The following is a 13,356-nucleotide window of genomic DNA, read 5'->3' on the forward strand; positions in this document are numbered from 1 at the left end:
ACATTTTACCAACATCTCACTTGATCATTTGACTATCCTGAACCAGTATTTGTATATACATTTAATCAAATGGAATACGCAGGATGCAGCAACCGACAACTCAACTCTTTGATCTTGTCCTCACCAACGCGAGAATCGTCTCTATGATCTCGGGAGATGACGGCTACCAGGTCAGCCAAGCCACTGAAATTGGTATCAAAGATGGACGGATTGCTGCGATTGGTGAGCTTAATTCAAGCGCAGCTAACGTCTTTGATTGCCAAAATAAACTGGTCACACCCGGCTTTATTGATTGCCATACGCATGTCATCTATGCCGGAAACCGTGCCAATGAGTTTGAGATGCGTCTCAAAGGCATCCCCTATCAAGAGATCGCTCAACAAGGTGGCGGCATACTTTCTACCGTCAAGGCCACACGCCAAGCAAGCCAAGAGCAACTTGTCGAACTGGCCTTACCTCGGTTAGATGGGCTATTGCGCTCAGGCGTCACGTCACTGGAAGTGAAATCCGGTTATGGGCTTAGCCTTGCGGATGAACTTAAAATGTTGCGCGCGGCAAAAGCACTCGAAGATCATCGCAAGATTCGTATCTCCCCGACGTTACTCGCCGCCCATGCCTTGCCCCCTGAGTTTGCTGGTAGAGCAGACGACTATATTCGCCTTGTTTGCCAAGAGATCATACCTTGCGTCGCGGAAGAAAAGCTGGCGACCAGCGTTGATGTATTCTGTGAATCGATAGGTTTCAATCTGCAACAGACCGAACGTGTATTCGAAGCTGCAGTAGCGCACGGTTTACGCGTAAAAGGCCACACTGAACAACTCTCCAATTTAGGTGGGAGTGCACTCACAGCTCGCTACAACGGACTTTCTGCTGATCATATTGAGTATCTCGATACGACGGGCGTGGAAGCTTTAGCTAAATCGGGCACAGTAGCAACATTACTGCCCGGTGCATTCTACTTTCTAAAAGAAACGCAGCTTCCCCCAATTGAACTGCTAAGAAAGCATCAGGTTCCAATGGCAATTGCGACAGATTTGAACCCTGGCACATCACCCTTTGCAGACTTGACTATGATGATGAACATGGGCTGCACATTATTTGGTCTCACCCCAGAAGAAACGTTAAGAGGTGTGACCTGCCATGCAGCGAAAGCTTTGGGTTATGCAGAGAGCCGAGGACAAATTCAACCAGGCTTTGATGCGGATCTGGCCATCTGGGATGTGTCTCATCCAGCAGATTTTAGCTACCAACAAGGGGTTGACCGACTTTCAGCTCGCCTAGTAAACGGAGAGTTTGATCATGTCTGAACAACAAGAAACCGCAATGCCAAACACGCTTCAAGAGTTCCACTGGCAAGGGCGTCATGATGCAGAAGATGGTTCGCAAGGAAAACGCGTCCATCATGTCATTAAACAGATTCCTGTCTGTGAGCTAGAGCCTTATAGAAATGCTGTCAGTTTACTTGGCTTCGCCTGCGACGCAGGTGTCGCGAGAAACAAAGGACGGATTGGCGCGCGCAAGGCTCCGGATCTTATTCGTCGCGCACTGGCGAATATGGCGTGGCATAAACAAAGCGCACTCATAGACCTTGGTAATGTTGTTTGCGAGGATGATTTACTTGAGCAGTATCAATCTCAGTGTGCGGATGTCATCGCTATGGCACTTCGCTCAACTCCAGTCATTACACTCGGTGGAGGCCACGAAGTCGCATGGGCTTCGTTTCAAGGGCTAGCTCGCTATTTTGAGCACCTGAATCCGGCAACGCCACCCAAAATTGGCATAATCAACTTTGATGCTCACTTCGATTTGCGCGCCTTTGAAAGTAGCCATGCCGATGTAAAACCGAGCTCCGGCACCCCTTTCAACCAGATTTTTGAATATTGCAAAGCCCATGACTGGCCTTTTCACTATGCCTGTTTAGGCGTCAGCCGTGCGAGCAACACCGAAGCGTTGTTTAACAAAGCCAATGAGCTCAATGTTTGGTACATAGAGGACAAAGACCTTGCACACTTCAACCACGTGTACCACCTCACCCAGTTGCAGCACTTTATCGATAACTGCGATTTCATCTACCTAACTATCGATCTCGATGTGTTTCCAGCCGCGACAGCACCGGGAGTCAGTGCACCAGCTGCACGTGGGGTAAGCATTGACAGCATTGCCCCCTTTTTAGACCGAATTTTACATTACAAACAGAAACTCGTGATTGCCGATATCGCCGAGTACAACCCAACCTACGACGTAGACAGTCAAACCGCTCGTCTCGCCGCTAGATTGTGCTGGGATATCGCCAACGCATTTTCCGAAAAATAGTCAAAACCAAGTAGTGGTGTCGAGGGATCATCGATCGCTTGGCAGGACTTTTACTACTTGAATAACACCAAACACAAGGAGTCTTACCATGACGGAACGCCAAGTAGAAGATAAGCGTCTCGATACTAGCCGTACTATTCGTGCCCCACACGGCACTGAACTGAGAGCGAAATCTTGGCTAACGGAAGCACCACTTCGCATGCTAATGAACAACCTCGACCCAGATGTTGCCGAGCACCCTCACTCTTTGGTGGTTTACGGTGGCATTGGCCGTGCAGCAAGAAACTGGGAATGCTTCGATAAGATCGTAGAAGTGCTTGAGCGCCTCGAAGATGACCAAACGCTTCTGGTTCAGTCTGGTAAACCTGTTGGGGTTTTTCCTACCCATAAAAATGCCCCGCGAGTCCTGATTGCAAACTCTAACCTAGTGCCTCATTGGGCGAACTGGGAGCATTTCAACGAGCTCGATAAGCAAGGCTTGATGATGTACGGCCAGATGACAGCCGGAAGCTGGATTTACATTGGCTCTCAGGGCATCGTTCAAGGCACTTACGAGACATTCGTCTCGGTTGCCAAGAAGCATTTTGATGGTAAAGCGAACGGTCGCTGGATCCTAACTGGTGGCCTTGGTGGCATGGGTGGTGCTCAGCCGTTAGCCGCGACCATGGCGGGTTTCTCTATGATTGCAGTCGAGTGTGATGAATCCCGCATCGATTACCGTCTGCGTACTGGCTACGTCGACAAAAAAGCCACCAGCCTAGACGAAGCTCTAGCGATTATTTATGAATCAGATACGCCTGTTTCAGTAGGTTTATTGGCGAACGCAGCTGATGTATTCCCAGAACTGGTTGAACGCAACATCACCCCAGACGTCGTCACTGACCAGACATCAGCTCATGATCCTCTTAACGGCTACTTACCACTAGGTTGGTCTATGAACCATGCAGCCGAAATGCGTCAGAAAGACGAAGCCGCCGTGGTAAAAGCGGCAAAAGAATCAATGGCCGTTCAAGTCAAAGCGATGTTAGCCCTACAAGAACGCGGCGCAGCGACGCTCGATTACGGCAATAACATTCGTCAAATGGCACTTGAAGAAGGCGTTGAGAACGCGTTCGATTTCCCAGGTTTCGTACCCGCTTACATTCGACCATTATTCTGTGAAGGGATTGGCCCATTCCGCTGGGCGGCGCTTTCTGGTGACCCAGAGGATATCTACAAAACAGACCAAAAGGTCAAAGAGTTAATTCCAGATAATCCTCATCTACATAATTGGCTTGATATGGCTCGTGAGCGAATCCAATTCCAAGGCTTGCCGGCACGTATCTGTTGGGTTGGTTTAAAAGACCGCGAGAGACTGGGTCAAGCATTCAATGAAATGGTGAAAAACGGCGAGCTTAAAGCACCTGTGGTAATCGGTCGTGACCATTTGGATTCAGGCTCTGTTGCAAGTCCTAACCGCGAAACTGAAGGCATGATGGATGGCTCTGATGCAGTATCCGATTGGCCGCTACTTAACGCACTCCTCAATACTGCGGGCGGCGCAACTTGGGTATCACTGCACCACGGCGGTGGCGTTGGTATGGGCTTCTCCCAGCATTCAGGTATGGTGATTTGCTGTGACGGTAGTGACGACGCGTCAGCACGCATTGCCCGTGTCTTACACAACGATCCTGCGACAGGCGTAATGCGTCACGCTGATGCGGGCTACGACATCGCGAAAAACTGTGCCGCTGAGCAAGGTCTTGACTTGCCAATGCTCAACGAAGAACTGAAAAAGCTAAAATAGAGCCGCTGAATAAAGGAATGATAACGATGTTAAATTTACAGCTAAAGCCAGGACATATTAGCTTAAAAGAGCTACGCCAAGTCAGCCGCTCACCTGTCATTTTATCTCTTGATCCTAAGGCGATACCTGCGATTGAGGAAAGCACTCAAGTGGTCGAGCAAGTGATCGCTGAAGACCGCACGGTCTATGGGATCAACACCGGATTTGGCTTACTAGCCAATACACGTATTGCCCCAGAAGATCTCGAAACGCTGCAAAAGAGTATTGTACTTTCGCACGCTGCGGGCATTGGCGAGCTAATGTCTGATGAGACCGTACGCATGATGATGGTACTCAAAATTAATAGCTTGTCGCGCGGCTACTCGGGTATTCGCCTGAAAGTGATCCAAGCCCTGATCGACTTGGTTAACTCTCAGGTTTATCCATGCGTCCCACAAAAAGGCTCGGTTGGTGCGTCAGGGGATCTAGCACCACTCGCCCACATGAGCACAGTGTTACTTGGTGAAGGTGAAGCTCGTCACAACGGTAAAATCATCTCTGGCCTTGAGGCACTGAAAATTGCTGGGCTAGAACCAATCACACTGGCACCAAAAGAAGGCTTAGCCCTGCTTAATGGTACTCAAGCCTCAACGGCATTTGCGCTTGAAGGTTTGTTTGCCGCCGAAGATTTATTCGCTTCAGCAACCGTGTGTGGTGCGATGTCTGTCGAAGCCGCACTCGGTAGCCGTCGTCCATTTGATCCACGTATTCACCGTGTACGTGGTCACCGTGGACAAATGGATGCCGCTCTTGCCTATCGCCATATGCTCGACGTCAATAGTGAAATTGGTGAGTCACACACGGGATGTGAGAAAGTTCAAGACCCTTACTCCTTGCGCTGCCAGCCTCAAGTCATGGGAGCCTGTTTGCAGCAAATTCGTAACGCTGCCGACATTCTAGAGATTGAAGCTAACTCGGTTTCCGATAACCCACTGGTTTTTGCCGAAGATGGTGACATCATTTCTGGTGGCAACTTCCATGCTGAGCCTGTTGCAATGGCAGCAGACAACCTCGCCCTAGCGATAGCGGAAGTTGGCAGTTTATCAGAACGCCGCATGGCGCTTCTCATCGACAGTGCATTAAGTAAATTGCCACCATTCCTCGTGGATAATGGCGGAGTTAACTCAGGTTTCATGATTGCTCAAGTAACGTCAGCAGCCTTAGCCAGTGAGAACAAAACCCTAGCTCACCCTGCTTCAGTGGACAGCCTACCAACTTCGGCTAACCAAGAAGATCACGTTTCTATGGCGACGTTCGCTGGTCGTAGGTTACGTGATATGGCGGAAAATACACGTGGCATTCTTGCCGTAGAGTACTTATCCGCGGCGCAAGGTATCGACTTCCGAGCACCACTGAAATCGTCTCCACGCGTTGAAGAAGCCAAGCACATTCTGCGTGATAAAGTCAGCTTCTACGATAAGGATCGCTACTTTGCTCCTGATATCGAGCAAGCGAATGCGCTGCTTAAATTAGCCGTTCATAACCACTTGATGCCGGAATCTATTCTGCCAAGTGTTTAAGCGAAGAACGAAAACTAAAAAGCCCCTCTATTGAGGGGCTTTTTATTCGAGTTCGAAAACCAATCGACCACTTCATCAAATCCAACGCCTAACTCGCTGTTTATAGTCAAGGTACTGGGCGCCAAACAATTGCTCTAGTGCTCGTTCTTCAGGTGTAATCTGGAAACGGTTCATGTAAATCACGAACAAGAAGGAACATGCGATCGCGAGCAAGTTTTGTTGCCAGTATGCATAACCAAACAACAGCAGGAACAAGCCAAGGTACATGGGGTTGCGACTGTAAGCAAAAATACCACTATCTACGACGCTAGATGCCTGCTCGACTTTGACAGGATTAACCGTTGTCTTGGCCTTACGGAACTCATAAACACCAGCAATTCCGACAATCCCCGCCACCACAAAACAGAGGCCAAACACCAAGGATGATAAGGGAAGATCTAAGCTAAACCCATGAAAACTATGTGCAACTTTATTGATGACCACCACTAAAATCACAAATATCGCGACGGGCGGGATCTTACGTTCAAGCTTATCCATAGTGGCTGTTTTGTTCCTTTAAGGTTAGAAAAAGCCCAACGTACTTTGTTGGGCTTTTCAGGTTAAATAAGCTGTAGCAAGGCTTGCACAGGGTGTTTTACTTTGACACCTTCAAAACGCTTGACTTGACTACGACATGAATAGCCCGTGATCAAGCAACGTTCTTTGGGCAGCTGCTCTAAGTTCGGTTTCCAGCTCAGTCCATAAATATCTTTCGACATTTCTAGCTTATCAACTTCATGACCAAACGTTCCTGCCATGCCACAGCAACCGACCGGCACAGTATTAAGCGTAGCGCCAAAGTGTTTAAAGATCGCGCCCCACTCCTTCTCAGCATTCGGCATCTTAGTTTTTTCAGTACAGTGAGCCAGCAAATACCAGGGTTCCGTTTGATCTGCAGGAGCAGTGTCAAACTGTTCCAAACGAGGTTCTAACCACTCGTGAGCGGTCAATACTTGGAAATCGCCACGCTTGCTGCCTAACACTTCGGCATATTCATCTCGATAACACAGCACCAAAGCCGGATCCACACCCACCAAAGGAATGTTGAGATCGGCCACTTGTTGAAGAAACGCCGCTGTACTCGCTGCGCTGTCCGCAAAACGCTTTAAGAAACCTTTAACATGCAGCGCCTTGCCATTAGGCTTGAAGGGCAACAGCACTGGGGTTTTACCGAGTTTGATGACCAGATTCGCAAAATCTTCCACCACTTCAGCATCGTAGTAGCTAGTAAAAGGGTCCTGAACGATCACTACATGGTCTGCCTTGTCCTCGCTAGATAATGCGGCAAGCTGCTGCAGGTCAAACGATTTCAATGTATTGAGACGCTGGGTCAAAGTCGGTACCGACATTAATGGCGCATCAACATAGCCAACCGTCGATGCCGTCAGGTCTTGAATCCACTTTTGCTTCAAAGCGCCGTTAACTACCTTAGGTGCTTTCGCCATCACAGGCAGCATGGTCTCAATGTTTGCAACCAAATAGTCTTTGGCAGGACGCTGATAACGAGAGTAGTAAATGTTTAGGAATCGAGAGCGGAAACTAGGGACGTCCACTTTGATCGGACATTGACTAGCACACGCTTTACACGCTAAACAGCCATTCATTGCTTCGTGAACTTCATGAGAAAAATCATACTCATGACGTTTATTGAAGCTATTGCGCACTCGATCGAGCATTGATTTTACAGAGGGTGTACCACTCAGGGTCTGCTGCTCAAGATCAAGAATATCAATGCCTTGGTCTGTCAGTTGGCGAAGCCATTCACGAACCAACCCTGCACGACCTTTAGGTGAGTGACGTCGATCGGCCGTCACTTTCATCGAAGGACACATAGGTGATGACGTATCGTAGTTAAAGCACAAGCCGTTACCATTACACTCCATCGCTTGTTTAAAGCTGTCGCGTACCTTAACGTCTATCTGACGATCATAATAGCCACGTTTAGTATCGGTTACCTTAACCAGTTTCGCATTGCTGTTTAACGGGGTACATATTTTGCCCGGGTTCATTTTATTGTGCGGGTCAAAAGCGGCTTTCACTCGTCTTAGCTCATTAAACAAGACGTCGCCAAAAAACTCTGGGCCGTATTCCGAACGAAAGCCCTTACCATGTTCTCCCCACATCAAGCCACCATACTTAGCCACCAGCTTGACGACTTCATCAGAAATTTGGTGCATCAGCGCTTCTTGTTGCGGGTCACACAAATCTAGGGCAGGCCTTACGTGCAAGACACCAGCATCAACGTGGCCAAACATACCGTAATTTAACTGCTTTTCATCCAGCAGTTGTCTAAACTCAACGATAAAATCGGCCAAGTTTTCTGGTGGCACACACGTATCTTCAGCAAACGCGACAGGTTTTGCTCGTCCCTTCGCTGCACCAAGCAGACCCACGGCTTTCTTACGCATGTTATAGATGCGCCCAATGCTCGCCACATCATCACAAATTTGATAGCCAATGATCCCGGCTTCGCCCTGTTCGAGCATCTCATCGAGGCGTATGGCGAGATCAGAGACTTGCTTACTAACCTCTTCGACATCTTGACCGGCAAACTCAACCATGTTGATGCCTTGCATGTCTTTACCTGGGACGTCGGTCAACAAGTCGCTTACGGTATGCCAAACAATGTCTTGCTTAGCTAGGTTAAGGACTCTCGAGTCTACCGTCTCAACAGAGAGCGCTTTAGCTTCGACCATAAATGGCGCGTTACGCAGTGCAGAATCAAAGCTGTCGTACTTAACATTAACTAGGGTGCGCGCTTTTGGTATCGGTGTGAGGTTTAACTTAGCTTCAGTGATAAACGCAAGAGAACCCTCTGCGCCACATAAGACACGAGTCAGGTCAAATTGATCGGTCTCTTCGTCTAATGCGTTTTTAAGATCGTAGCCAGTTAAGAATCGGTTGAGCGGCGGAAACTTAGCGTTAATTTCATCGCGCTTTTCGCGGCAGACGCTTTCTGTCACACGTAACGCTTCATGCGCGAACTCGCCTTCACTTGGTGTGCCATTGGAGAGGTCGGACTCTAACACAGAGCCGTCAGCGAAGACCGCTTGTAAAGAGAGAACGTGATCAGAGGTTTTACCATATTTTAAAGAGCCCTGACCTGACGCATCGGTATTGATCATGCCCCCTAACGTTGCGCGGTTACTGGTCGATAGATCTGGGGAGAAGAAGTAACCGTAAGGGCGCACTGCATCATTGAGTTGATCTTTAACCACACCCGTTTGCACTCGAACCCAACCTTCTTGCTCATTGATCTCCAACACCTTGTTCATGTGTCGTGATAGGTCCACGACAATCCCCGTGGTTAAAGACTGTCCGTTGGTTCCAGTACCACCTCCGCGTGGCGAAAACGTAATGCGCTCATAGTCAGAATGGTTGCTAAGCTTACCGATAAGCGTGACATCTTTGGTCGACTTAGGGTGTACTACAGCTTGCGGTAATTGCTGGTAAACACTGTTGTCTGTGGCAACGGCAAGACGACTAGAGTATTGGCTTTCAATGTCGCCGCTGAATCCAGATTGACGTAACGTATCGAGAAATTTGAGGACGATGGGATCGACATCAGATTGGGAATTTAATCTTGGTAACATTTGCTTCCTGCCCCTACTACGCTGATCCAATCAGCATTGGGTTCTATATATTAAGTTATAATATTTGAATCAGGTCACTTTACAACATTTAAAAGGGTGATCAAAACAGAAATGCAGTGTCAAATTGGAAGTTATCGCATTTCTTTTCCACACTTAAAAATCATGGACTTGATTTGAAGTGTCTTTATGAGCGAATCATCAATGAAAAAAAATAAAATCATCACAACTGAAGATATCTTGTTGAAACTGTGCCAATCGGTATCTGGCGTCTTGACTTCAGCAACAAGCTCACAGGTTTCCTACTCTGCCATGGTGCAGAAGATCACTAAAACCAGCTTAAAACCGGACTTTGGTTGTTTCGTCCTATTTGATGGCGGCTTTTCCGGCCTGGTTGTTATCAACTTTACCGCCAAAGCAGCGCTTGAAGTTTACACCAACTATATGCGCAATATGGGCATGCCTGAAGAAGAGCTTGCTGTACTGCATACATCCGATGAAGTAGCGGACGTACTTGGCGAGCTTATGAACCAGTTGGTGGGTGACTTCACTAATCAGGTTCGCAAGGACCTGCAAACGCATATCACGCAAAACCAGCCGAAAATGCTCACTCTCAACAAGCAAGTTATCTTGTCAGTTGATACTAATCTCGATCGCCCGCAAGCTCGTCGCGTAACCTTCTCGACCGAGAAAGGCAATATTTTCTATTTAGAACTCGCGATGGATAAAACTGAGTTTATTCAGTTGGAAGAGTTTGAAACAGTCGAAGACGAAAGCCCAGACGCCATTCTAGAGAAAGCCCGTGAACAAATGGCGCCAAAAAAAGAATCCGGTGGCGAAACGAAAGCCAGTGCCGATGATTTACTCGACGAGCTTGGTATCTAACCTGCTCCAATAAGCCGTTCTTATACTAACGCCACACGCTTGTAGTGTGGCGTTGTTGTTTATTCCATCAACGTCTATCTGCCCGTTATGCCGCTCATTGAATAAGTCGATTTCCGTTTTGGCGCGGAACACGTTAAAATGGTCGACTTTGCAAAAATAGGTACATATTAGTTGTCGATGAATAAACAAAAAGCCCTGAAAAAAATCGCCAAATGTTTAGAGCTTGGTAACTCCGCAAACGTAAACGAAGCGGCCAATGCGATAAAAATGGCGCACAGTCTGATGCTCAAGTATGGTCTCGACAAAGACGATATTGAGTTTATCAAGATGGGCAAGACTCAATCGACTCACCTATTGCCAGCCAATATCGGCTCCCAGTTGCTGCGCATTATTCGCGGTATCAACACCAAGTTCGGTGTCGAAGCCGTTCTGCTCAACCACAAAGGTTTAAAAAGAGCCGAGTTCATCGGTGAAGCTGATCGCGCGATTTTTGCCGCCTTTGCTTTCGACATCATCTATCGAGAGATGAACGAGCAAACAGGTCGTTTCCGCAACAGTTTTGCAGGCTCAGGCACACCTTCTGGCGAAGTCACTCGCCGCGTCAACTCTTTCCTTTCAGGATGGGTTGAAGGCGCACTAGAAAAACTCCCTATCATCAGCCCTGACGAAGAGTCGGCGAAAAAGATTGATGATTACATTGATAAAGAATTTCAAAACATCGACCGAGAAACCTTCAAACAGCAGCTCCGCGAAGCGATGAAAAACCTTACCGCAGACTATGAAGTCGGCCTTAAGAAAGGACGCACCGTATCCGTCAACCGCCCGATAGATGGTGCCCAAGCCCCGAAAATGCTTCGCTGACCGATCCGTTCAGCTCCCGTTAAGGTTATGTCAATTAACCTGTCTTCTATTGACATACAGGAGTCTATAGGGTTTATTCCCTCGCAAATAAAAGATTCAGCTCATCAATGGGCTGAGCATACGGAGATGTTATTGTGAAAAAAATTACACTAGCCCTTGCTGTCGCGATCGCCCTATCTGGTTGTCAAGCGACTCAACGCCAAAACGCTACAACTGGCGAATCCGAAACCAACTCAACCACAACTGGTGCAATCATCGGTGCACTTGCAGGTGCCGCTGTTGGCGTTGCAACAGGTGACGATGCGAAAGACCGCCGTAAGCGTGCACTTATCGGTGCGACAGGTGGTGCGGTAGTCGGTGGTGGCGTCGGTTACTACTTCGACAAGCAAGAAGAAGCATTGCGTCAAGAGCTGCTGAACTCAGGTGTTCAAGTGGAACGTGTCGGTGAAAATCAACTACTGCTTCGCCTTGAAAACGGTATTGGCTTCGCCACCGCATCTCACACCTTAGACTCTGGTATTCGCAACACTCTCAATGGCGTTGCACGCATTCTGGTTGAATATCCAGATACCAGCCTAGTGATCGACGGTTTTACCGATAGCACAGGTAGTGATACCACAAACCAACTCCTTTCAGAGCGCCGTGCAGAGTCAGTACGCTCTTACTTGGTTTCTCAAGGCGTAGCAGCAGGTCGCGCTATTGCACGAGGTAACGGCGAACGCCACCCACTGTGTACCAACAGCACAGCAGAAGGCCGCGCATGTAACCGCCGTGTAGAGATTCAAATTCTGCCACTAAAATAGTCAGGTATGAACTTATCTCATTGATTAAATGGCTTCTTCGGAAGCCATTTTTTATTTAGCGACTAAATGATTTAAACTATACAACTGAACACAAATCCGTTGTAAGGGACTTCCTTTGAAATTTGTCGCGTTGCTATTGCTGCTACTCTCTCCATTTAGCTTGGCCAATACCATTGAAGTGTTGACCGAACGAGCGCAAAACCAAGATGTCGACGCGCAAATCACCTTAGCACAATCGTACCTGACAGGAACCGATGTTACTCCATCACTTCAAGAGGCGATTTATTGGTTTGAGTTAGCCGCCGATTCCGGCAGCCAAATTGCCGCAGGAGAGCTTGCTCAGCTTTACTTAGATGATAGCAATGGCCAACGAGACACGGAAAAAGCCGTCTACTGGCTTACCAAGCTTGCGGTGGATGACAATCCGCAGGCGCAGCTCACTTTGGGACAAGTCTATGAGAGCCTAAGCAGTAAGCTCGATAATCTCGATATGGCTGAAGTCTGGTATCGCGTCGCTTCAGAGCAGCTGAGTGAAGCCGAAGACGCTTATGGGCGAGTTCTGGAAAAGAAGTTCAATGCGCAGCGCGCTAAGCAAGTCTCTTCAATTGACCAACTTGAAGTCGCATTTGACGACAGTTCAATTGAACTCAGTCCGATTGCCAAGTCCAAAAGTAGTCAACAGCAAGCGGGTAATGATTTCATCTACCTTTCTATTGCGCTTTCTGTCGCTCTGGCCGCTTTGATCGCTTGGCACCTCAAGACAACTCGTAAGCTGACCATACAAACTCACCGCACGAGCGATGACAATAAAAGCGAGCGCAAAAAGCTAAACGCTCAGATTAAGCAGCAAGAAGCCACCATCAAGCAGCAAAAGCGTCAATTAGAGACGCTGTATCGCCAGTTTAAAAAGCAGCAGAACCAACGCTCTGAAACACTTAAAGCGAAAGCCGCGCCCCAAGACCAAAAATTGGCTCTGGCGTGCGCGCTATTTGGTTATAAACCAGGGTCTATCCCCGACAACAAACAAATCAAGGTTCGCTATAAACAGTTGTGCAAAATCTATCACCCAGATCTAAAAGGCAACGAAGAAGACATGAAACGTTTGAACGCGGCTTTAAAAGTCATCCTTGCCAATGTTAACAACTAGTTACAATTTAGCGATGTCGTTGTAGGTAAATCGCGACAAAGCCGGAATTACTGGGCTACGCAATCGATCCCTCTCCCATTACAAATAACAAATGATTAACCTCTTTGTGTTCTTCGTGTCATAATACGCCGCGAAAATGACACCTAAAAATAAAGGTGGGGAGAACACTATGTTTACTATCGAAGGTATTTGCGACTGGTGTAAAAAACCAGGCCTATTGACATCGCATGAGTATATTGACGGTCTATGTCATCACGCTTGTAAAGAGTGTAACGATCTAGCGAAACTGGATGTACGTCAATTCAATATTGCTGAACTTGCACAGCGTGAAAAACAGCAAGCAATGCGCTAAAGCATTAACGCTTCTCCAAGG

The 13,356-nt window shown here is 47.8% G+C and carries 11 protein-coding genes; 9 read left to right on the forward strand and 2 right to left on the reverse strand.

The genetic code is table 11. The features are described 5' to 3' along the window. Nucleotides 1-83: 83 nt before the first annotated feature. The 4 genes from hutI (at nucleotide 84) to hutH (ending at nucleotide 5,658) form a co-directional block, all read left to right on the forward strand. Nucleotides 84-1,307 (forward strand): imidazolonepropionase, encoded by a 1,224-nt coding sequence (gene hutI, locus RH45_RS09365; protein ID WP_008076456.1) that lies wholly within the window; start codon nucleotides 84-86, stop codon nucleotides 1,305-1,307. After that, nucleotides 1,300-2,313: a formimidoylglutamase gene (gene hutG, locus RH45_RS09370; protein WP_008076457.1), complete on the forward strand. Its 1,014-nt coding sequence runs from the start codon at nucleotides 1,300-1,302 to the stop codon at nucleotides 2,311-2,313. The genes hutI and hutG overlap by 8 nt, the downstream gene beginning before the upstream one ends. Nucleotides 2,314-2,401: 88 nt before the next feature. Continuing rightward, nucleotides 2,402-4,099: a urocanate hydratase gene (gene hutU, locus RH45_RS09375; protein WP_008076459.1), complete on the forward strand. Its 1,698-nt coding sequence runs from the start codon at nucleotides 2,402-2,404 to the stop codon at nucleotides 4,097-4,099. Nucleotides 4,100-4,125: 26 nt separating this feature from the next. Continuing rightward, a complete protein-coding gene (hutH, locus tag RH45_RS09380; protein ID WP_008076461.1) occupies nucleotides 4,126-5,658 on the forward strand; it encodes a histidine ammonia-lyase in 1,533 nt (510 codons plus the stop codon). 75 nt (nucleotides 5,659-5,733) lie between these two features. On the opposite strand, the gene RH45_RS09385 is transcribed toward hutH, so the two are convergent. Then, complete coding sequence (locus tag RH45_RS09385; RefSeq protein WP_008076462.1) at nucleotides 5,734-6,195, reverse strand: methyltransferase family protein; 462 nt, start codon at nucleotides 6,193-6,195, stop codon at nucleotides 5,734-5,736. A 62-nt stretch (nucleotides 6,196-6,257) separates the two neighbouring features. Next, the gene (gene ydiJ / locus RH45_RS09390; RefSeq protein WP_008076464.1) at nucleotides 6,258-9,290 is read right to left on the reverse strand and encodes a D-2-hydroxyglutarate dehydrogenase YdiJ; all 3,033 of its coding nucleotides are present in this window, start codon (nucleotides 9,288-9,290) and stop codon (nucleotides 6,258-6,260) included. A gap of 201 nt (nucleotides 9,291-9,491) precedes the next feature. On the opposite strand from ydiJ, the gene RH45_RS09395 reads away from it, so the two are divergent. From RH45_RS09395 to RH45_RS09415, 5 genes are all read left to right on the forward strand, one after another. Continuing rightward, nucleotides 9,492-10,172: a DUF3334 family protein gene (locus RH45_RS09395; RefSeq protein WP_008076465.1), complete on the forward strand. Its 681-nt coding sequence runs from the start codon at nucleotides 9,492-9,494 to the stop codon at nucleotides 10,170-10,172. Between the two features lie 177 nt (nucleotides 10,173-10,349). Then, entirely contained in the window at nucleotides 10,350-11,033 is a 684-nt protein-coding gene (locus tag RH45_RS09400; RefSeq protein ID WP_008076467.1) for a DUF2786 domain-containing protein, read from the forward strand. 134 nt (nucleotides 11,034-11,167) lie between these two features. After that, entirely contained in the window at nucleotides 11,168-11,836 is a 669-nt protein-coding gene (locus RH45_RS09405) for an OmpA family protein (protein WP_008076468.1), read from the forward strand. Nucleotides 11,837-11,951: 115 nt separating this feature from the next. After that, complete coding sequence (locus RH45_RS09410) at nucleotides 11,952-12,983, forward strand: J domain-containing protein (RefSeq protein WP_008076473.1); 1,032 nt, start codon at nucleotides 11,952-11,954, stop codon at nucleotides 12,981-12,983. A 169-nt stretch (nucleotides 12,984-13,152) separates the two neighbouring features. Beyond that, nucleotides 13,153-13,335 carry a hypothetical protein gene (locus tag RH45_RS09415; protein WP_008076475.1) on the forward strand — a complete coding sequence of 61 codons (183 nt, stop codon included), beginning with the start codon at nucleotides 13,153-13,155 and terminating at the stop codon, nucleotides 13,333-13,335. Nucleotides 13,336-13,356 lie beyond the last annotated feature (21 nt).

This window comes from Vibrio sinaloensis DSM 21326 (assembly GCF_000189275.1).
Classification (GTDB): Bacteria; Pseudomonadota; Gammaproteobacteria; order Enterobacterales; family Vibrionaceae; genus Vibrio; species Vibrio sinaloensis.

Coding starts and splice junctions, on each gene's coding strand:
- hutI (WP_008076456.1), top strand. CDS start 84: ATGCAGCAACCGACAACTCAACTCTTTGATCTTGTCCTCACCAACGCG.
- hutG (WP_008076457.1), top strand. CDS start 1,300: ATGTCTGAACAACAAGAAACCGCAATGCCAAACACGCTTCAAGAGTTC.
- hutU (WP_008076459.1), top strand. CDS start 2,402: ATGACGGAACGCCAAGTAGAAGATAAGCGTCTCGATACTAGCCGTACT.
- hutH (WP_008076461.1), top strand. CDS start 4,126: ATGTTAAATTTACAGCTAAAGCCAGGACATATTAGCTTAAAAGAGCTA.
- RH45_RS09385 (WP_008076462.1), bottom strand. CDS start 6,195: ATGGATAAGCTTGAACGTAAGATCCCGCCCGTCGCGATATTTGTGATT.
- ydiJ (WP_008076464.1), bottom strand. CDS start 9,290: ATGTTACCAAGATTAAATTCCCAATCTGATGTCGATCCCATCGTCCTC.
- RH45_RS09395 (WP_008076465.1), top strand. CDS start 9,492: ATGAAAAAAAATAAAATCATCACAACTGAAGATATCTTGTTGAAACTG.
- RH45_RS09400 (WP_008076467.1), top strand. CDS start 10,350: ATGAATAAACAAAAAGCCCTGAAAAAAATCGCCAAATGTTTAGAGCTT.
- RH45_RS09415 (WP_008076475.1), top strand. CDS start 13,153: ATGTTTACTATCGAAGGTATTTGCGACTGGTGTAAAAAACCAGGCCTA.